Source organism: Kamptonema sp. PCC 6506 (genome assembly GCF_000180455.1).
GTDB classification, from domain to species: Bacteria; Cyanobacteriota; Cyanobacteriia; order Cyanobacteriales; family Microcoleaceae; genus Kamptonema; species Kamptonema formosum.
In genome coordinates this window covers 20,193-40,872 of sequence record NZ_CACA01000144.1, presented here as the reverse complement: position 1 = coordinate 40,872, position 20,680 = coordinate 20,193, and the positions used below count along the sequence as shown (strand labels likewise).

20 protein-coding genes are annotated in these 20,680 nt (G+C 43.8%); 10 read left to right on the top strand and 10 right to left on the bottom strand.

All coding sequences use genetic code 11. The features are described 5' to 3' along the window. Positions 1-126: 126 nt before the first annotated feature. Complete coding sequence (gene msrP / locus OSCI_RS08675) at positions 127-1,110, bottom strand: protein-methionine-sulfoxide reductase catalytic subunit MsrP (RefSeq protein WP_019487585.1); 984 nt, start codon at positions 1,108-1,110, stop codon at positions 127-129. 99 nt (positions 1,111-1,209) lie between these two features. On the opposite strand from msrP, the gene OSCI_RS08670 reads away from it, so the two are divergent. Then, entirely contained in the window at positions 1,210-3,474 is a 2,265-nt protein-coding gene (locus OSCI_RS08670) for a serine/threonine-protein kinase (protein ID WP_324603623.1), read from the top strand. A 548-nt stretch (positions 3,475-4,022) separates the two neighbouring features. Beyond that, positions 4,023-4,274, top strand: coding sequence for a hypothetical protein (locus OSCI_RS08655; RefSeq protein WP_007354542.1), 252 nt, complete (start codon positions 4,023-4,025; stop codon positions 4,272-4,274). A gap of 30 nt (positions 4,275-4,304) precedes the next feature. Here the strand turns inward: OSCI_RS08655 and gnd are convergent, their stop codons facing one another. Then, complete coding sequence (gene gnd, locus OSCI_RS08650) at positions 4,305-5,759, bottom strand: decarboxylating NADP(+)-dependent phosphogluconate dehydrogenase (RefSeq protein ID WP_007354541.1); 1,455 nt, start codon at positions 5,757-5,759, stop codon at positions 4,305-4,307. Positions 5,760-5,979: 220 nt separating this feature from the next. Here gnd and OSCI_RS08645 point away from each other — a divergent pair, with 220 nt between their 5' ends. From OSCI_RS08645 to OSCI_RS08630, 4 genes are all read left to right on the top strand, one after another. Next, on the top strand, positions 5,980-6,402 hold the full coding sequence (locus OSCI_RS08645) for a hypothetical protein (RefSeq protein ID WP_007354540.1): 423 nt from the start codon (positions 5,980-5,982) through the stop codon (positions 6,400-6,402). Between the two features lie 100 nt (positions 6,403-6,502). After that, positions 6,503-7,141, top strand: a complete 639-nt coding sequence (locus OSCI_RS08640; RefSeq protein WP_007354539.1) for a Uma2 family endonuclease — start codon at positions 6,503-6,505, stop codon at positions 7,139-7,141. 87 nt (positions 7,142-7,228) lie between these two features. Beyond that, positions 7,229-7,447 carry a DUF433 domain-containing protein gene (locus tag OSCI_RS08635; protein ID WP_007354538.1) on the top strand — a complete coding sequence of 73 codons (219 nt, stop codon included), beginning with the start codon at positions 7,229-7,231 and terminating at the stop codon, positions 7,445-7,447. A 1-nt stretch (position 7,448) separates the two neighbouring features. Next, entirely contained in the window at positions 7,449-7,769 is a 321-nt protein-coding gene (locus OSCI_RS08630) for a DUF5615 family PIN-like protein (RefSeq protein ID WP_007354537.1), read from the top strand. Positions 7,770-7,816: 47 nt separating this feature from the next. On the opposite strand, the gene OSCI_RS08625 is transcribed toward OSCI_RS08630, so the two are convergent. From OSCI_RS08625 to OSCI_RS08605, 5 genes are all read right to left on the bottom strand, one after another. Next, on the bottom strand, positions 7,817-7,996 hold the full coding sequence (locus OSCI_RS08625; protein ID WP_007354536.1) for a hypothetical protein: 180 nt from the start codon (positions 7,994-7,996) through the stop codon (positions 7,817-7,819). Then, a complete protein-coding gene (locus tag OSCI_RS08620) occupies positions 7,980-8,468 on the bottom strand; it encodes a hypothetical protein (RefSeq protein ID WP_007354535.1) in 489 nt (162 codons plus the stop codon). The genes OSCI_RS08625 and OSCI_RS08620 overlap by 17 nt, the downstream gene beginning before the upstream one ends. 190 nt (positions 8,469-8,658) lie before the next feature. Beyond that, complete coding sequence (hisA, locus tag OSCI_RS08615) at positions 8,659-9,432, bottom strand: 1-(5-phosphoribosyl)-5-[(5-phosphoribosylamino)methylideneamino]imidazole-4-carboxamide isomerase (protein ID WP_026103791.1); 774 nt, start codon at positions 9,430-9,432, stop codon at positions 8,659-8,661. 168 nt (positions 9,433-9,600) lie between these two features. Beyond that, on the bottom strand, positions 9,601-10,794 hold the full coding sequence (locus OSCI_RS08610; protein WP_007354533.1) for a glycoside hydrolase family 10 protein: 1,194 nt from the start codon (positions 10,792-10,794) through the stop codon (positions 9,601-9,603). Between the two features lie 381 nt (positions 10,795-11,175). Beyond that, positions 11,176-12,594: an amidohydrolase gene (locus OSCI_RS08605; RefSeq protein ID WP_007354532.1), complete on the bottom strand. Its 1,419-nt coding sequence runs from the start codon at positions 12,592-12,594 to the stop codon at positions 11,176-11,178. A gap of 295 nt (positions 12,595-12,889) precedes the next feature. Here OSCI_RS08605 and OSCI_RS08600 point away from each other — a divergent pair, with 295 nt between their 5' ends. The 3 genes from OSCI_RS08600 (at position 12,890) to OSCI_RS08590 (ending at position 14,709) form a co-directional block, all read left to right on the top strand. Beyond that, positions 12,890-13,672: a cysteine hydrolase family protein gene (locus OSCI_RS08600; protein WP_007354530.1), complete on the top strand. Its 783-nt coding sequence runs from the start codon at positions 12,890-12,892 to the stop codon at positions 13,670-13,672. Between the two features lie 210 nt (positions 13,673-13,882). Further along, positions 13,883-14,335: a cupin domain-containing protein gene (locus OSCI_RS08595; RefSeq protein ID WP_007354529.1), complete on the top strand. Its 453-nt coding sequence runs from the start codon at positions 13,883-13,885 to the stop codon at positions 14,333-14,335. 26 nt (positions 14,336-14,361) lie between these two features. Continuing rightward, a complete protein-coding gene (locus OSCI_RS08590) occupies positions 14,362-14,709 on the top strand; it encodes a DUF952 domain-containing protein (protein WP_007354528.1) in 348 nt (115 codons plus the stop codon). A gap of 139 nt (positions 14,710-14,848) precedes the next feature. Here the strand turns inward: OSCI_RS08590 and OSCI_RS08585 are convergent, their stop codons facing one another. After that, positions 14,849-16,105, bottom strand: a complete 1,257-nt coding sequence (locus OSCI_RS08585) for a CCA tRNA nucleotidyltransferase (protein ID WP_007354527.1) — start codon at positions 16,103-16,105, stop codon at positions 14,849-14,851. A 118-nt stretch (positions 16,106-16,223) separates the two neighbouring features. Between OSCI_RS08585 and OSCI_RS08580 the strand changes: the two genes are divergently transcribed. Continuing rightward, complete coding sequence (locus OSCI_RS08580; RefSeq protein WP_007354526.1) at positions 16,224-16,472, top strand: Ycf34 family protein; 249 nt, start codon at positions 16,224-16,226, stop codon at positions 16,470-16,472. 151 nt (positions 16,473-16,623) lie between these two features. On the opposite strand, the gene OSCI_RS08575 is transcribed toward OSCI_RS08580, so the two are convergent. Both OSCI_RS08575 and OSCI_RS08570 read right to left on the bottom strand, forming a co-directional pair. Further along, on the bottom strand, positions 16,624-19,461 hold the full coding sequence (locus OSCI_RS08575) for a CHASE2 domain-containing protein (RefSeq protein WP_007354525.1): 2,838 nt from the start codon (positions 19,459-19,461) through the stop codon (positions 16,624-16,626). A gap of 13 nt (positions 19,462-19,474) precedes the next feature. Beyond that, positions 19,475-20,617, bottom strand: coding sequence for a DUF928 domain-containing protein (locus OSCI_RS08570; RefSeq protein WP_007354524.1), 1,143 nt, complete (start codon positions 20,615-20,617; stop codon positions 19,475-19,477). Between the last annotated feature and the right edge of the window lie 63 nt (positions 20,618-20,680).

Here is a 20,680-nt window from a genome sequence, read left to right as displayed (position 1 = left end):
GAAAGCTAGGGCTTTAAGACCTTTGATTCTTGATAATAAAAGTTATTAGCTTGCTTACTAAAATAAGCCCTGCCGATCGCCACAGGTACGGGAGAGCCTTAAAGTAGTATCATCTAAGATGTTTAATCAAGCATACAAACTCGCCACATATTCCCCATAGCCATTATACACAATAGTCGGGCGAGTTTCCCAGGAAAAACTCGAACCAGGGCCAACTATCCGTTCCGTCGCCTGCGACCATCTCGGATGCGGTTTCTCTGGATTCACATTCGCCTCAAACCCGTATTCATTAGGCGAAATCTTATGCCAAAATGTTTCTGGCTGATTCTCCACAAAATCAATTTTAACAATTGATTTTGCGCCTTTAAAACCATATTTCCAAGGAATAACTTGCCGCAGCGGAGCTCCATTTTGCTTTGGCAAAGACTTCCCGTAAATACCAGTCGCAAAAAATGCTAAATCGTTCGCCATTTCCTCAATTCGCAAGCCTTCCGTATAAGGCCAAGGATAGAATTGTGACAAGATACCAGGGCCTTTGGTAATCTTAGGATCGTAAAAAGAAGTGAAGCGCACAAATTTAGCATTCGATAGCGGTTCCACATCTGCCATCAGTAACTTCATCGGAAATCCTACCCAAGGTACTACCATCGCCCAAGCTTCAACGCAGCGGAACCTATAGACTCGTTCTTCGATGGGGAATTTTTTTTCTAGGTCGTCTAAGTCGTAAATCCGGGGATTTTTTACTAAACCGCTAACTTCTACCTTCCAATTATCTAGCGGCAATCTTTGCGCCGATTGCCAAATTGATTTCGTGCCGCCGTATTCATAGAAATTATTATATTTTGTTGCTAAGTCTTCCTCAGTTATTGATCGGTCAACTTGGGCAAAATTGGGATTGCGATTTAACCCTGGATATATATGATTTAATCCTGGGGTGGATTGAGATATTGACTCAGAATTGCTGTTGCAGCCAGTAAGTGGAAGTAGAGAAGCGCTTAAGCCAACACCTATTAAGCTGGTGACAAAGCGGCGGCGATTCATAAAAATAGTTTCCGGTGTTACTTCCCGTTCGGAAATTTCCCAGGATTTAGGAATATGGATTAAGGGCATAAGTGAGTTAAGTAGGCTAGATGGACAAAATGCTATGTCGAGGTTGGTGTTCGCATTTTTAATTTTTATGCGATCGCACACCGCAATTGTGGCTAAAATGTGGGAAACAATTATCATAGAACAAATATTCTTTACTTGTCGGTAGCCAGCATCCCATCTGATGACTCTCTCAGGCATGGGGAAGGAACAAGCGATCGCGACAAGTCGGGTTTTCCGGTTCCCGAAACAGAAAAACCGGAAAACTATTTGCCCATAGGAAGCGGTACAACCCGCCCCGCTTTCCTCCCCCACAAACCTTGGGTCTGCTGGGGGTCTCTAGCGGAAAGACCGATGAGTTACTGCATCAATCCCAATTGCCAGAACCCCCAAAATCCCGATTGCAGCACAACTTGCTCTAGTTGCGGCGGGGATTTACTATTAAAAGATCGCTACTGTATCCTTGATACTCTTGGTCAAAGCCTTAGTAGCCGCACTTTCTTAGCGATCGATCGAGATAAACCATCCCAACCCCACTGCGTAATTCAGCAGTTTTTTCAATCAGAAGTTGGCGATGACACTCAGAAGCAATCAGCAGAGGTAAATTTCTATTTCTCTCGTAAATTTCACGCCTCTGCCGTGATGCTGGATAAGTTAGGCCAACATCCCCGCATTCCTGAATTGTGGGCATCTTTTGAACAGAACGGTTGCCTCTATTTAGTCCAAGAATACATCCCAGGACGCAATTTAGCAGTTGAAGTCTCAGAACAGGGCGTTTTTAAAGAAGTTTCAATTTGGCAACTGTTAAGCGAATTGCTACCAGTTTTGCAATTTATCCACGATCGCCAATTGATTCACCGCGACATCAAACCACAAAATATTATCCGCCGATTCCCCCAAACCTTAACCAAGGGAACAAAGGGCGATTTGGTCTTAGTTGATTTTGGCGCTACTACCCCTGCTAATGGCATTTGGCCCAAAACTAAAGCAACGGCCGGTTCTGCCGAATATTCTTCCCCCGAACAAATCAAAGGCAATGCTACAACCTCCAGCGATTTGTATAGCTTAGGCGTGACTTGCATTCACTTACTCACGGGAGTTTCGCCCTTTGATTTGTTTGATATTAAAGCCGATGCTTGGACGTGGCGGCATTATTTGAAAGTGCCAGTTAGCGATCGCCTCGGCCGCATTCTCGATAAACTCGTCCAGCGCGACCCCTTAAAACGCTATCAGTCAGCAACCGAAGTTCTCAAAGACCTGAAATATGGCCCCACACCCTTAGAGTTAACACACCATAAACCCAATTGGGCTTTAACTGCTTGGGGAGGGGTCGCCCTTGCCGTTTTATCGATCGCCTTTAACCATCGTCTACCATCTCCCCCACCGCAGACAGCTTTCACCGCGCCAGAACCCGCTGCTACCATTCCCGACATCCGCTTCCCACCCCCGCGAATTGATGATTTCGCCCTTGAAAGGTCGAAAGAGAACGCACCGGTAAGAACTTTAGCATTTAGCGCCGGCCCTGTGTGGTCAGTAGCAGTTAGCCCCAATGGTCGCGTAGTTGTGACTGGGAGCACAGATGGTACAGTTCGGATGCTACACCTGCGTACTGGCAAATTGCTGAAAACGCTGAGGGGACATTCGGAGGCAGTTTGGTCGGTGGCCGTCAGCCCGGATGGGAAGGCGATCGCTTCTGGCAGCGCAGACGATACGATTAAAATCTGGGATCTCTACACTGGAAAACTGAAGCGAACTTTGTACGGCCATACAGCCGGTGTTTTCTCAGTGGCTTTCAGTCCCGATGGCAAGGCGATCGCTAGCGTTGGTAAAGACAAGACAGTAAAACTGTGGGACGCAGACACCGGCAGAGAATTGGAAACCCTCAAAGGACATTCCGCCGGAGTCCAGTCAGTCGCTTTTACCCCCAACGGCAAAACTCTTGCCACCGGCAGCGATGACGGTACCATCAAGCTGTGGAACTGGCGGACTGGCAAACTAATCCAGACCCTCAGAGGGCATTCAGACACAGTTTGGTCAGTTGCAATTAGTCCCGACGGTCAAACACTTGCTTCTGGGAGTTGGGATAATACGATTAAACTGTGGGATTTGAAAACTGGTACATCCCGACAACCTCGCGGTTTCTTATTACGAACTCTAACCGGCCATCTAGACAAAGTTCAATCCTTAACTTTTAGCCCTGATGGAGAAACTTTAGCTAGTGGTGATTTGAGTGGCACGATTAAACTTTGGCAGATGGGAAGCGGCGGTTTAATGGGTACGCTTAAGGGTCATTCTGCTTGGGTGGAAGTCGCTTTTAGTCCGAAGGGTAAAACATTAGTTAGTGGCAGTTTTGACGACACAATTAAGGTGTGGAGTCTTTCACCATAAAGGTTAAGTAGGCGGACAAAATTGATGTGATAAAATTAGATTTTAGATTGTGATTTTCAATTCAATCTAAAATCTAATTTTTTATTGTGTTGGCGTGGCAGACAACAAATCATATCATGTCCGGCAAATTACTTACGATATGTCATTGTTCGCTGTGCTCCGCAATCGCCTAGTCTCTGCGATTGCTTCGGGCAAGATCCGTACCCTCGCAACTGCGCTTCGCTTCGCTCGCAATGACAAGTATTTAACCAAACATGATATCAAAATAACGCTTGGCAAGGCTGAAATCAACACTCAATAAAACTGAAAATTAAGTTGGCAATGAGTGATAGAATAGCTAACTAGCTTAACTATAACTACTCAATCAATGCCATCATCGGGAGTCCAATACTTAATTATCAATGCCCTAGACACTCTGGACTTGCTCATCTGGAGGATATATGATGAAGAAAAGGGATTTTGGTACATTGAAACCCCAAGTCAAATTTTACCAAGGGCTGCTATACTACAAAGTGGCGAGGTTGTTCGTATAGACGAGGTTGCGAACTATGACGAATCAGAATCAAATTAGGAAAGAGCAAGATAGAAGATTAGGAGAATTAATGGCGATCGCGCGTCAAAGATTCCTCGATGCAGGCGGCGATCCTCGACATTTGCCATCCGGTTTAAAAGGCGATGATTACATGACAGATGCAGAAAGAGAAGAAGCACTTACAATAGCGCGATCGCTCTTTAACGACGAATATATCAACAGCTATCTTGAGAAAAAACGTCAAAACCAGTTAACAGTTAACGGTTAACGGTTAACCGTTAACTGTTAACCAACAAAATTAATCCGTACTCCCAGTTTGAATCGAATCCTTAGAAGCCTGCGTCCACTCAGTATGGAAGAACTCACCGCGAGGCTTATCAGTCCGCTCATAAGTGTGAGCGCCGAAATAATCCCGTTGAGCTTGCGTTAGATTTTGGGGCAAGCGATCGCGCCGATAGCTATCAAAATAGTCTAGCGACGCACTGAAAGCCGGGACAGCAATCCCCAACGTACTCGCAGTAGCCAACACCTCCCGCCAAGCTACCTGCCGATCCAAAATTGTCTGCTTAAACTCTGGCGCTAGCAACAAATTCGGCAACTTAGCATCATCATTGAAAGCCTTCTTAATCTTATCCAAAAACCCGGCTCGAATAATACAACCGCCTTTCCAAATTCGCGCAATTTCACTCAAAGCCAATTCGTAATTAAACGACTTTGATGCCGCACTTAACAGCGCCATACCTTGAGCGTAAGAGCAAATCTTCGAGCAATAAAGGGCATCCCGAATCTTACCTACCAACTCCTTCGGATCGCCCTCATATTTAGCAGAAGGCCCCGATAGTTCGCTAGAAGCTTTAATCCGTTCGTCTTTGTAAGAAGACATAATCCGGGCATTGACAGCAGCAGTAATTGTGGGAATACTTACGCCCATATCCAAAGCACTAACTACCGTCCAACGACCGGTACCTTTTTGACCCGCTGAGTCCATAATCACTTCAACTAAAGGCTGCTTAGTGTCGGGGTCAGTGAACTTGAAAATATTAGCAGTAATTTCAATCAAAAATGAGTTAAGTTCGTCAGTAGTGTTCCATTCTGCAAACACTTCGTGCAACTGTTCGCCATTGAGTCCGGCCACATTTTTGAGCAAGTCGTAGGCTTCAGCAATTAGCTGCATATCGCCATACTCAATGCCATTGTGTACCATTTTTACGTAGTGACCGGCACCGCCAGGGCCGATGAAAGTCACGCAAGGGCCGTCGTCTACTTGAGCGGCAATTTTGGTCAGAATTGGCTCCAATTTCCCGTAAGCTGTTTGCGTACCTCCCGGCATCAAACTAGCACCATTAAGAGCGCCTTCTTCGCCGCCGCTGATGCCCATGCCCACAAATCCCAGTCCTGTTGCTTCTAATTCTTTGGTACGGCGTTCGGTATCTTCGTAGAGGGAATTGCCGCCGTCAATGATCATGTCTTCCGGGTCTAGCATGGGTTTTAGCTGCTGGATGACGGCATCAACGGGCTTGCCGGCCTGTACCATGACTAGGATTCTGCGAGGACGTTCTAGAGATTCCACAAATTCTTGAAGAGTCTGGGTGGCGATTATATTCTTGCCTTGGGCGCGTTTAGCCATGAACTCTTCGGTTTTGGCGTAGGTGCGGTTAAAGACGGATACGGAAAAGCCGCGACTCTCTACATTTAGCGCTAGGTTCTCGCCCATAACGGCTAGACCAATTACTCCAAAGTTTTGCTGTGCCATAAATCTTTGTTGACTCTGTTGTTGGTTTTGGGCTTGGATTCAATTTACTTTAATTTTTCTATTTGATACCTGGTTTTTGATAAAATTGGTAAGGTTTTTTTAAGATTTCCAGCTATACAAAGATATGCAGGATACCATAAAAAGGCAGTTATAAATATTGTGCGGTAACGATAGATACAATTAAACGAATAGCTAAGATAAAAGTTAGGAGGCGATAACAATGCAGGAATTACAGCACCTTGCGGCTTGGGTAAAGGAGCGCTACGCTCAGGAGTACATTTTGACGTGGTTGCTGAGTCAGCCGGGTCTGTGGTGGTCGGATGGGGAGGTTTACCAGGCGGCGATGCAGAGGTCTGGGAAGTTACTTAAGGAGTACGTTCGGAAGAAGCAAGAGGGTGAGGTATTCCAGGGAATTGCAGATAAGTTGGTTCAGGATGAGACTTGGGACGCGGTTGCAGCTAGTTTGGGTAAGATTTTTGGGGTTTACCAGGAGGAGTTGGTGAAGTTGCAAGACCCCAGTCGTAGGGATGAGGGGTTAAAAAAAACATTGAGTAGTGGGGAGTTGAGGGTGCAGCCTGCGTCTGTGTTGGAGGTGCAACAGGCTTTGCCAGATCCTTATGCCGATCCTTTGACTAGACGGTGAGCGGAATTTGGGGTCGGGCGTATAACCTTATAGTCAGCAAGGCTTTATCACTTTTGATTCCAAAAGGGTCGGACGTAAACTTCTAGCAACGTAAAACACCATGATTCAAACCATAGCCAAAACAGTCACTTTTGATGAGTTCATCGCGTGGTATCCAGAGAACTCTGTCCACAAATACGAACTACACAAAGGAGTAATTGTCGAAATGCCAAAACCAACAGGTGAACATTCAGAACTTGGCGGTTTTCTCAGTTTCGAGTTAACTCTTCTTTGTCGCAGCAATCAACTTCCTTACTTTCTTCCCAAGGAATGCGTAGTCAAGCACCTTAGCGATGAATCTGGTTACGAACCAGATGTTATCGTCTTGGATCGGGAAGCTGTCGCCGCCAACGAGCCGCGTTGGTCAAAGGAATCCGTCATTACAATGGGTTCGTCAATTCGTCTGATTATAGAAATAGTCAGCACCAATTGGCGTGATGACTATTTCACAAAAGCTAGGGATTATGAAGAATCTGGGATTCCTGAATACTGGATTGTTGACTACCGGGGTTTAGGTGGCAGGCAGTTTATCGGCAACCCAAAACAACCTACCCTCTCCGTTTGCCAACTGGTTGACGGTGAGTATCAGGTCAAACAGTTTAGAGGCGATGACCGGATTGAGTCGCTGGCTTTTCCAGACTTGCAACTGACGGCCGAGCAGATTTTTCGAGCCGGTTTGCCTCCAGGTGAGTCGAACTAGAAGAGTTTACTCTTCTGTGGATCGCATTGCTGAGACACATTAAAATTAGTACAATAAAAGGTCTTAGTAACTAAACATTAAAGGCTTATGTCTAAGAATTTTCCCACGATTAGCACTTCGAGTGAAATCATGGGTGGGACTCCTGTTTTTATGGGCACTAGGGTTCCTGTGGAAACACTTTTTGACTATGTAGAAGCGGGAGAATCAATTGATGATTTTTTAGAGGGATTTCCCACTGTCACCAGGGAACAAGTAATTGCACTGTTGGAAGAGGCTAGAAAGCAATTAATTGGCTTGGTGGCGTAGGATGAAGATTCTCTTAGATGAGTGTATAGATCGCAGGTTGGCAAAAGAGTTTGTTGGCTGCGATATAAAAACAGTTCCACAGATGGGATGGGCAGGTATTAAAAATGGTCAACTGCTTGCTTTAGCAGAGGCAGAATTTGATATTTTTATCACTGTCGATCGTAATTTGTCATTTCAGCAAAATTTACCACAGTTTAATATTGCTGTAGTTGTTTTGGAGGTATCCTCTAACCGCTTGGCAGATATGAAGCCAGTGGTGCCAAATGTTCTGGCTATTCTAGCTACAGTCACTAAAGGTAAAGCTACGGTTGTTAGTGAGTAGTAGGAGCGCATGAATGTATTTTTTTTCAGTTGCTTGATTAGCCCTCATTAAACAACTTCTTCGAGAGATAAATATCCATCAACAGAAATGTTTGCACTTGCTAGTTCAACAGATGTTACACGCCAGCGATTGTTTTTTACTTTAATAATATCACCAGCTATAGGACGAATCCGCGTATGCCACCGATAGTAAGATATCTCTTTTGTTGTATCATCTTTTTTTAGCATATAGATATTTATCTTTTAATTCCCATGCAAAATATTGTAAATCATTACCACGCCGCGCAAAATCTTCCCACTTATAGACTGCATTGTTATTCAACGATTCAACTGAAAAAGAAGCATCCATCAATTGTGGAACTACATCATCACGAATACTAATTGTTGCTGATAAAAAATTTCCGTCTTTGGTGCCCGTGTTACTATTAAAGTCAGTTGGTAGGACAACTTTAGAAACTTGCACTTGCCAACCTGCAAACTGTAAGGTGTCACCAACACGAGGGATTATAGGCAACCATACATACCACGAACCCTCACCTATTTTATTGCTCTCAATTGCACGATCACCCCTCAGCATAATATCTAAGCTATTAACAAAAATATCAGAATACTTAACAGATAAATTATCACTGGACTTAAGTCTGACACCTTCATTATCAGGATACTTTTCGATCTCGCACAAATACCACTGTGTTTGCATTATGATAACTCCTAATTTGATACTTACAATATTTTACCTCAATATCACGACAAGCGCATCTCAAATACTATGTTAAATTAGTCAACGCGATACGCAAAAAAACCCGGTTTCTTTGAACAATCCCGGCTATCCGAGAGATATTGACACAGAAACCGGGTTTTTGACCCCGCGTGGGTAACTCCTCACCAATTCAAGCAAAACTTGAAGAACCCAAATCCGGGGGTACATCTTGCCAACGTCCTTGGCCGACAGCCCGAATTGCCTCTTTAAGTGAGATATCACCTGTATAAATGGCCCGGCCAACGATCGCGCCTGTCACTCCCAAAGGTTCCAAAGCCAACAAACTCAGCAAATCTGCGATCGAACTCACGCCGCCAGATGCGATTACAGGAATAGCCACAGCATTTGCGAGTTCTCGTAAAGCCTCTAAGTTCGGGCCAGAGAGAGTTCCATCCCGTTGAATATCCGTGTAAATAATCTCCGCTGCACCGAGTTGAGCCATTTGGTGCGCGAGATCCGTTGCTAAAACTTCCGAGGTTTCTAACCAGCCTCTAGTCGCAACTTTACCGTTTCTCGCATCAATTCCCACCAGAATTTGACCGGGAAATTCGCCGCACAATTCGGCAACTAATTGCGGCTTTTCAACTGCTACAGTCCCCAAGATAGCCCGTTTAACGCCTAAATTGATGAGGGTGGAAACTGAAGCGCGATCGCGCAAACCGCCACCGACTTGACAAGGCACATCCACTGCTTTGACAATGGCTTCAATTGCCTTTTGATTGACGGCATGACCTACTTTCGCGCCGTCGAGATCTACTAAGTGCAATAGCGTCGCGCCTTCATCTACCCACTGTCTAGCCACTTCAACGGGGTTCTCATTAAAGGTTTGCGATCGCGCATAATCTCCCTGATAGAGTCTGACGCACCGACCTTCTAATAAATCAATAGCTGGAATTACATTCATTATCTTTCGTAGTAGCGACTTTAGCCGCTTTTTTATAGGTTTGATAATGACTAAAGTCATCAATACAAAGTATGTTACCAGATGTTCGTTCATAGTATCAACTTTAGTCACTTCCTTGCGATTGCAAATCATCATTAAAGACATTACTACAAATGATGATTCCAGATTTCAAACCGATGGTCGTTGGATTTTTGTAGGAAACATCTGTCGAAAGGCTGAATTGCGTTGATCTGGTGTTTCTTTTGCCCAACTAGACAAACTTTCATAGAAGAAGAAAGACACCCCAGCTAATCCGCGCTTACGCACTTCTTGAACCTGATCTTGAATTTGTTTAAGCGGGATAGAGTTATTTTTCAATCCTGTTAAAATTCCAATCCCCACAGGAATATGACCTTTAGCCAGCTTAACTTCTTCTCGCTCTAATTCAGCCACAAAACGGGGTAAATCGTTCCGGTAAACTTGAATGATAATTTCTTCGATGAAACCGCGCCTTTCCCAAGTAAACCAGTCCTGTAAATGAGCAGGTAAGGCAAAGTGTAAAGGGTTAGGAGAAAGGGACATAATACATTTAGGTTTGCGGAATTTTACAGCCCGGAAAATTCGCCCCATGAAATCATTGATTTTATCAGCCCGCCAACGCCCCCAGAAAGTTTCTCGGAAGTCATCAGAGGGAGATTGACCATTAACTTCTTTTTTGTACATTGCCACTGTTAAATTATCATAGCCAAATTCAGCAGGCAATCCAAAATGGTCATCAAATTGTATCCCATCTATGTTATATTTAACCACAATCTCGATAATTAAATCTAGGATGAATTTCTGTACTTGAGGGTGAAAAGGATTCAGCCAAACGCGGTCATCTTTGCCTTCTTTCCAAATAGTTGTACCGTCGCGACGTTTAGTCAGCCAGTCGGGGTGTTTTTTAGCTAATTCTGAATCAGCGGGAGCCATAAAACCAAATTCAAACCAAGGAATAACAGCCAATCCTTTTTTATGTGCTTCCTCGACGATTTCTTTCAGTACATCTCGTCCTTTTAATCCTGGTGTTGGTTCCATAGCTATACCCATTGCTCCTTTAGCTATAGCACTGGGATAAAGGGTATAACCGCCTTGCCAAACGGTAGGATAAACTGTATTAAAGTTGAGTTGAGCTAGGCGATCGATGGCTGTAGTTACATTTTTTTTAGAATATAAAACCTCGCTATCAATGTTAGTGAGCCAAACACCGCGTAATTCAGTTCTTGGCAATTTAGGCGGCGTTTGACCATAAACTAATGGGGTAGCGATCGCGATCGTCGCCGCTGTCATTGCAAAGGTAATTATTAAAGCAATAATCCGCTGCCATCTGTACAGTTTGAACATGGTTTTTATTCCGTTTTGTTTTAAATTACCATCAAAGTTTAGCCTTTGCAACCGCCAAGGCGGTTACGATACTCCGATGCTCAGATGCTCAGGGAAGAAGGGAATAGAATCAGCAAGTTTCAGCAAATCAGAACATCCTAACTGCCAAGAAGGTTGCTATATCAGGATTTACGCACCCAACCAAAGAAACCGGGTTTTTTTACGAAAATACTTCGCCCTTATCCACAGATTCTCTCAAAAACCCGGTTTCTAGAACCATGAGCGTACATCCTATATTAAGCTACTGAAACCCACTTATTCTCTTCCCTATTCCCCTATTCCCCTAGCCGTGAGCATCGTAGCCCCTAGTCCCTAGCTATAAATCTGCCCTTACTACAATTGTTAAGAATAACCTTGCAATTTCATCACTCGCCGATAGCGTGATTCAATCTCGCTAACCGTTTGAGATTGGCGATCGCCACTCCATTCGCTTTGCTCAAATAACTGCTTCCTTAACTCATCAACATTTATCGTTTTTACCTGACCTTCAGATACAATTTGTTTGCCATTCACCCAAACACTATCGACTGCTTGAGTTGGGCGACCCAGTATTAATAATCCAATCGGATCGGTACGCGGCAATAATGACAAATTGGTAAGATCGTAAAGTACAAAATCCGCCTTTTTTCCGACAGTTAGAGAACCAATTTCATCGCCCATATTTAAACCTTTAGCGCCTCCGATTGATGCTATCTCTACAGACTGACGCGGTGTAATCCAGTGACGGTAATCTAAATCTGTGATATTGTGCAAAATTGAGCCAATTTTAATCGCTTCCAGCAAATCCTGAGAGTCATTACTAGCTGAACCGTCACAGCCAAAAGATATATTTACTCCAGCTTGACGATATTTAATCAGCGGTGCAATGCCGCTACCTAATCGTAAATTGCTAAGAGGATTGTGGACAACAGTTGACTGAGTTTCTGCCATAATAGTAATATCAGCATCATCCAGCCAAACGCAATGAGCCAAAGAAGTTCTGGCACTGAGAAAACCGATTTCTTTCAGATGTTCAACGGCGCTACCACCGTATTTTTCTTGAGCTAATTGTTGTTGAGCACGGGTTTCTAATAGATGAGCGTGGCGGCAAAGATTGTGGCGATCGCTCAATTCTACACAGCCTTCAAACAAGGCATCAGAACACATTTGCATCCCCGTCGGTGCTAACATGATATTCACGCCTTCTTCAGGTCGATGAAACCGAGCGATCGCCTCTTTCATCAACTCTAAAGTTGCCCCTGTCGATCGAATGTAGGGTGCATGATCCATGTCAGCGCCACCAGAAGGCATACCCGCCGTCAGGGATTCATCTTGAATCAGGGGGCCAATGAAAGCGCGAATGCCAATTTCACGGTAAGCGCGATCGGCAGCAGCGATCGCTTCCAACTCTTGTCCCGGAATCAAAACCAAATGATCGACAACAGTTGTACCGCCTGATAGCAGCGTCTCCACCGCTGTACCCAAGGCACTCAGGTAAACTTTCTGGGCATCGAGAGGGGTAAAATCGTATAGTTCCGCGATCCACAACTCTAACGGCAGAGGCGGAATGATCCCACGCTGCCACATTTCCGAAGAATGGGTATGTGCATTGACAAAACCGGGCAGTAGCAACTTATTTCTACCATCGATCGCAGTCGTACCCTCCGCAAGAGTTGCCGTTTGATTCGCGATCGCCGTGATGCGATCGCCCTCCACCTGCACGTTAGCGGTTTGATAACCGCCTTCAACCGCAATTAAAACATTCTCAATTGTAAAACTCACAGATTAACCCTTCTACAGCACTTAGATCAATTATTATTTAATTTTGAGTTGATTCTTAAAAAAGTGTTAGTGAATACCTATTCTTACTCTAAAAATGGGCTAATACAAGTTAGTCACGACTTACGCATCCTCTATCATTTTTTGTCAAAAGCGAGTCAAGCGCAGCGCAGTTGCGAGGGTACGAAGCAAGCCCGAAGCTTTTCTCTTACCCCGATACTGTCGTTACAATGCGTAATTCCTGTTGGTGAGAAAAAATTGCGTTCAACCATGAAATAATTATCTCAACAGAAACAACATGAATCTCTCATCTCTCCGTACCTTGGGAATACCGCCGAATGCCTGGGCAGTTGATGCAAAAATTGCCGATATTACCCGCCCTCCCCTCCCACCTCAACCTATCACCCTAGAAACAGAAACCAAAACCCTGCGCCTAGATTTAGCAAAAGCTGCCATTTTAGTGATAGATATGCAGAATGACTTCTGTCACCCCGATGGTTGGTTAGCACATATTGGCGTAGATATAACACCAGCCCGCAGGCCAATTAATCCACTAAAAATATTATTACCGACATTGCGATCGCAGTCAATTCCTATTATTTGGTTAAACTGGGGAAACCGCCCCGACTTGCTAAATATTAGTGCCGGATTGCATCATGTTTATAAACCCACAGGTGAAGGTATTGGCTTAGGCGATCCGCTGCCTAAAAATGGCAATCCCGTACTCAGGGCAGGAAGTTGGGCCGCCGCAGTTGTGGATGAATTAGAACAGAAACCGGAGGATATTCTTATTGATAAATATCGAATGAGCGGTTTTTGGGATACTGCTTTAGATAGTATATTACGAAACTTAGGTAAAACTACAATTTTCTTTGGAGGAGTAAACGCCGATCAATGCGTAATGGCCACACTACAAGATGCCAACTTTCTTGGCTATGATTGCATATTAGTTAAAGATTGTACGGCTACTACATCTCCAGAGTATTGTTGGCAAGCCACCCTTTACAACGTTAAACAATGTTTTGGCTTTGTGTGCGATTCTCAAGCTATATTAAAAGCAATTAATTTTGTTAACTGTTAACTGTTAACTGTTAACTGTTAACTGTTAGTTGTTGGTTGTTAGTTCTAGGACTTACAAGGGTGGCCCAGAAACCGGGTTTTTTACGAAAATACTTCGTTCCCGCCCACAGATTCCATAAAAACCCGGTTTCTCTACTCATAGCGCATAAGTCCTGAATTACCCAATTACCAATTACCAATTACCAATTACCAATTCCCATTACCAATTACCATGATCGACCATTGCATGATTCCCGTCGCCAAGTCTCCCAAAGACTATCAAGCGTTTCGCATCAGTCCCCAGGATACCAATCGCTTAGCAATTATCTTCGATCCAGAAAATGCTCAGAGTTCATTAACCGTTTGCGTCGAAATTTTTGATGTCGGCGGCAAAACTCCTCCAAATCGTCATCAACTAGCCGTAGAAATGTTTTTTATTCTCAAAGGAGAAGGACTGGCAACCTGTGACGGCAAAACTGTTAAAATTCATGCAGGAGATAGTTTATTAGTGCCAGCAACCAGCACTCATTTGATTGAAAATACTGGAAAAGAACGCTTGTATGCTTTGTGTATCATGGTTCCGAATGAGGACTTTGTTGAACTGATTCGTAGTGGTACACCAGTGGAATTAGATGCTGAAGATATGAGAGTGCTTAGACGTTCAGATGTATTGGTCTCATGCTGAAGAAAGAATAGGAAATAACGAAGAAAATGAATATCATTTTGCATATCACTCACCGTCAACAATGGGAAGAAGCAAAACAAATCCAAGCTTATCGAGGTGATACGCTAGAGACTGAAGGCTTTATCCACTGTTCGACGCATCAGCAATTAATCAAAGTAGCAAATAAATTCTTTTTTGGTCAAAAAGAGTTGATGATTCTCTGTATTGACTCAGATCGAGTTCAATCTGAAGTAAAATATGAGGAAGCTGATGGAGATAGCTTTCCTCATATTTATGGCCCGCTGAATATTGATGCGGTGTTTAAAGTAATTGAGTTTGAATCAGGGGAAAATGGCAAGTTTGAATTGCCGGGAGAGATGAGTAAGATTAAATGATATTACTTTTAGGCAGCATCAACTAACTTCTGCACATGATAAACAGTTCCCCCTGATTGTTGTACCTGTACGGCGATCTGATTATTTTGCTCATTAACCCAGGTATCCTCTGTAGAATAAAATTTTATATATAGGACAATTATAGCATATTACTAACCAACTTCGCAGCCAATTCTAACGCTTCTTCACGAGTAGAAATTCTACCTTCAACTCGCGCTAACTGAATCTCTAACAACAATTGTCCAATTAACGGACTTCTAGGCAAATTAAACTCTGCCATTAAATCATTCCCACTAACTAACTGTGTCGGATGAGCCACTCGATCCTCTGCATCCAAATACCGATGAATTAAAACTAAAATTACATCAAATGGTACTTCGGCAGCCAAAGCAAAAATAGCTAAAGCTGGAAATACATTTCCCAGATCTCGAAATAAAAAATACTGCTCTCTCAAAGACAATTCATAAATACTATTCTCTTTCAATTTTGGCAAATATTTTAATAGTGAAATAACGCCCTTAATCTCCGCATTGCTGTACTTCAACGTCATCAACTCAACCTCAGCAACCACCGGATCTGGATTCACTAAACAGGCTAACTTAGCAATAGCTAATAGAGGTGTTTTAATCGTATCGCGAACCCATTGGGATAATTCCACAGCCAAATTCGGCCAAACTGGTGCTAAAGTAATAACAGCAGTATTAATCCTTGCCAATCTATCAAAGCGATCGCCCGCACTCGGAAACCAGACTGAGATTAAATTATCTTCCCAAGCGCGACAGATCCAAGGAATACCCTGGGGATTATTCAACAAATAACCCAACTCCGATCGCACTCGTTCCACAGCCACTTGACTTAATAGCGGCGCTAACTCCCGGATGGTAGCATGAGTTTCAGGCGCGATCGCAAAATCTAACTGAGCAGCTTGACGGTAAGCTCTCAATAACCTTAGCGGATCGTCGCGTAAATTTGCAGGCGAAACCATCCTAATTATCCGCGCCTGTAAATCCGCTTGACCATCCACAGGATCGATAATTTCCCCAGTAAAAGGATTGTAGGCGATCGCATTCAATCGAAAATCCCGCCGTCCCAAATCCGCCTCCAAATTCCCCCCCTCCGCCTGAGCAAAATCAGCCGTAGCGCCCTCAAAAACCACCCGCGCAATTTGTCGCTCCGCATCCAGCAAAACAAACCCAGCCTGATACAGATTAGCAATTTTACGAGCCGTCTTCACTGCCGGAGCCAACATCACAAAATCCAAATCCAAATACTCAGAAACTCGCCCCAGCAAAGCATCCCGCACCGCACCGCCGACTAAATAAGCAGGCCCAGGCAGCTCTTTCAACTCAAAAGGCCAAGTATTAGGAGATAATGTAGAAAGAGAAATACTAGACATGGCAACAAAAATCAACTCAGCTCTCAAGCCAATAGCATCCTGTCTAAGCTACATTAACAGAATCCCCAGTAAATTAACCGTGCGATCGTTTTTTTGAAATGCACAGAGGAATTTAGCAATGTGTATTTGTATTAACTGCCACTACGTAGACCGTTGTCTCACCTACAACGCCGTAGAAACCCAACACCAGCAGCCTCATCTCACCGAAACCCCCGATTTCGACCCCATTGAACCCAGCATCAACGTCAACATCCGTACTCGTCAAGAGGAAATAGAAATGGAATGGGATGTCGTCGGTTGTCTGAGTTTCAAGCAAGAAACAGGGAAATGGGCGAGATTGCGGCCAGGAGAATTAGTACCAACCTAAGTAGCTGGAAAAAATAAAGAATGTCATTGCGAACCCAGCGAAGCAATCTCAAAGCGCAAGCGAATTGCTTCTGTTTGCTTCGTTCCTCAGATTGCTTCGTTCCTCATTGTGGCATTTATTGGTGTTGCTTCTTGTTTATTCATAAGCTTTGTCAAGTTTTATGATGATTATCTACCAATTTTTCAATTAAAATTTGGAGTTTCTTCACAGCAAAGTTGTCAGCGAGTTGTCGTAATTCATTAATTATGGGTGCGTAAGTTTTATCTGCGCCTTCTAGCTCATCACACATTAATTTAATTGCCTTTATATTTCCCTTCAATGCGAAATCATAAAGCTTTTCTAATGCTGTGTGAGGTAGAACTACTTTTGCTATTAATTCTTCTAATTGGACTTGTGTTGGCATTGTTTTTTGTCCCAACTCTGTTGATTTTTCTTCCCACAGCCACTCCAGATTTAAATGGTTTCTTAACACCTCTAAAAGCAGATCGATTTCAATGGGTTTTGGTAAAAATTCATTTGCTCCTATTTCAAAGCTTTGCTGTTGTGTTTCCTCAAAAATATTGGCGGAACAAATTACAACTGGCACTTGTTTAAGTTGGGTATCTGAGCGAATATAGCGGATCATTTCCCAGCCATCCATAATTGGCATATTTAAATCAGCAACAATTAAGTCAATATTAGAGTTTTTCGCGGCTTTCAATCCTGCTTGACCATCAGCAGCTTCTATCACAGAAAAACCGATTGATGAAAGAACGGAGGTAATAATATGACGAGCTTCAAAACTGTCATCTACAACTAATATAGTTGGGCTTTTTCCTTGGATTCCAACGATTTTACTGGTGGATGGTGAAATAGATGTTGCTTCGGGAAGAGTGAAATTAACCGGAAGTTCTACGTCAAACCAAAAAATACTTCCTTCCCCGAATTGACTAACTACTTCTAACTGACTTCCCATCAAATTTACTATTCTTTGGCTAATCGCTAATCCTAACCCTGTTCCGGTTGCCATTCGCGATTTGTCTCCCACTTGCTCGAAGGGTAAAAATATCTTATTAAGCTGTTCGGAAGTCATACCAATGCCAGTATCTTCTATGGAAAATCTGATTTTTGCCGCTGAAAATTGGTTGTTTTCTGTCTCAGTTGTCCAGAGATTGTTATCCTCTAAGGAACATTCACTTTTGCTCAGGATTTCTACCTTAAAGCTGACTCCCCCGCTGTCAGTAAACTTAATGGCATTGCCAATGAGATTGATTAAAACTTGTCGCAATCGTTTTTCGTCAGCATAGATTTTGAGAGGTAGTTCAGAAACTTTTGGGGGAGAGAAGTCAATACTTTTTTGAACGGCTTTAATTCGGCAAATTTCAGCAACGCTAATCAGAAAATTATGGAATCTCAACTCTGTTGGGTAGAGATCGAGTTTCCTAGCTTCAATTTTTGACAGGTCTAAAATGTCGTTAATTAAGGTGAGCAAATGGTCGCCGCACTGATGGATAATCCGAATTCCTTCTAACTCTTTAGAGGCTAGCGCTTGCGATCGCTCTAAAATTTGAGCATAGCCTAAAATGCCGTTGAGCGGTGTTCGCAGTTCATGGCTCATGTTTGCTAAAAATTCACTTTTAGCGTGGTTAGCAAAATCGGCGGCAACTTTAGCTGCTTCTAATTCTTGGGTGCGTTCAGTAACTTTTAACTCTAAATTCCGCGAATATTCTTCTAACTGATTATTTGCTGTTTCTAAATCACTATTGGCTGTTTGCAACTTTTGATTTGCTGTTTTTAATTGCCAATAGTTGTGGTGATTAGTGGTTAAAATTGCTGAAACGGTCAAGGCAAGTAACGGCGAGAAAACGGGAATTACCCACCCCCATAAAAAAGCAATAAAGCTGATGCCCATCAGACCAGCTCCTGCGACTAAAATATATAAAATAGTTACAGTTGAAAAGTTGTTTTTCTTTAAATAACTTGATGCCAATAACGTCCAACTTCCAGCAGCACCACTGAAAGACCAAAAGGCAATCCATACCCAGTTTGCTTGCTGATTCCAAACTCGCAGTAGAGGTCTTCCTTGGAGAGCTGCGCTTAATATTTGACTGGTAATATTGGCGTGAATTGCTACACCAGGAGTTAATTGAGGTGCAGATAGTAAACTGCTGCTGTAGGGGGTGCGAAAAATATCTTTGAGGCTGTCGGCGACGACACCGACGAAGACTGCGCGATCGCGCATCAGTCCTTCAGGAATCTTACCTTCGAGGACATCAGCCATCGATATGACTAGGAAGCTTTCTATTGAACCCCGATAATTCACTAAAATCTGATAGCCACCTTTACTACCAGGAGCAATGTAGCCTCCTTCTTCCCCTGTTAAAGGTGTAAATGTAGCCTTACCCAGCCCGATTTTTTGATGTTTGGCATCAATCATCCGCAGTTCCACTTTTTGTGGTTTCAGATAATCTAAGGCTATCCTAACGCCTAATCCCTCTCTAAATTGTGGGCCGACAGACATCAAAGCTCGTCGCACTTTGCCATCTGCGTCTAATACTAAGTCGGAAGCTGCGACTTGATTCGATTTCTTTAAAGTTGGTGGCGGTGCTACAGCATTACCCACAACTTTTTCAATCCCGATCAAGTTGGGTGTGGACTCCATGAGTTTGACTAATTCTTGATGTCCTGGTTCTAATGGCAAGTCGCGGTAAAGATCCAAACCGATCGCTCGTGGCTGTTGTTGTTTAATTTTGTTGAGCAATTGAGCTAAAAGGCGATCGGAGATCGGCCAAGTTCCTGCGTATTTGATGTCTGACTCATTGATAGCAACGATGACAATACGCTGGTCTATGGGTTCTGCTGGCCTGAACCGAAAAAATTGGTCAATTGTTGCCCATTCAAGTAGTTGAAATAAGCCAAGGGTACTTCCAGCAATGGTAACGATGGTGGTAGTGGCCGCGATCGCCACTACTCCTTGCCACTTAACAACCTGCTTTCTGAAGTTAAGCATTATTGATTTTGGATTACAACTCTACCAACGGAATAGCTGCAAGGTTCTCTAAACCAACTTGCTGCAACAATGCCTTCCACTCGGAAACTAAGGTCTGATTTTCTGGTTGCGATCGCCTCGCAGAAGCTAGTAGCGCCAGAGTATCGTACCAAATCCCAGATTCAGCATATAGCGTAGCTGCCTCTAATGGTGTCAGTTTCTCCTTTAAGCTAGCGATCGCTGGAGGTGGAACTCGCTTGATCCAACCGTTGATACCGTAGTTACCCGGTTGCAATATCTGACCTGGTTCGATCGTAGCAAAGAACCATAAATAATCTTTACCAACTTCTAGCTCTGGAGCATCAGCGGGTAGAGTAAAGCTGATAATGCCTTGCTTACCTGAAATGTCAAAAGTCGTCTGGTAGTGATGTTTTCTGTCTGTGCTTTGCAAACTGAAAAATATTTGCTTGGGAGTTCCCTGGGGCACGTACACAAAGAATGTCGGGTGTCCCGCTACTGTGCGTCCGAGTTTGGTTGGAGGCAACAAGGGGATAAACAAGGAAAGTTCATCTTTGTCACTGCTACCTAAGATTGTAGGCTTCGGCGAGTCTTCCCCTGAAGCCTCAAAGTGGACAGTGCGAGTGCCAGCACTTGTGGTGTCACTGGGTGAATTGTCACCTGGTGCAGTAAACCTTACCCCGTCGCGAGTACCGCCACCTGTGGTGTTACTCGGTGAATTGTCACCTGGGGCAGTAAACCTTACGCCGTCGCGAGTACCGCCACCTGTGGTGCTACTGGGTGAATTGTCACTTGGTGCAGCAAACCTTACCCCGTCGCGAGTACCGCCACCTGTGGTATTACTCGGTGAATTGTCATTTGGTGCTTGAAACTGAATGCCACGAGTACCGCCACCTGTGGTGTCGCTGGGTACGCTGTCCCCTGGTGCTTGGAACTGAATGCCACGAGTACCGCCACCTGTGGTGTCGCTGGGTACGCTGTCCCCTGGTGCTTGGAACTGAATGGCAATTAGAGATGGGTTAGCCCTAGCTGGGGCGATCGCGCTGGAGTTGCCCTTGGCTTGCGCTGCATCCTGAACCCAGGGGAAAATGACTAAAGGCACAGCTAAAGCTGCACTTGATAGGATACTGGCAATTGTTATTTGGTGAGAGGTAATCATATAGTTTTTGTGAGGTAAATCTTATCTTCTGATTGACTCATAAGATTGAGTCAATGTACTGTC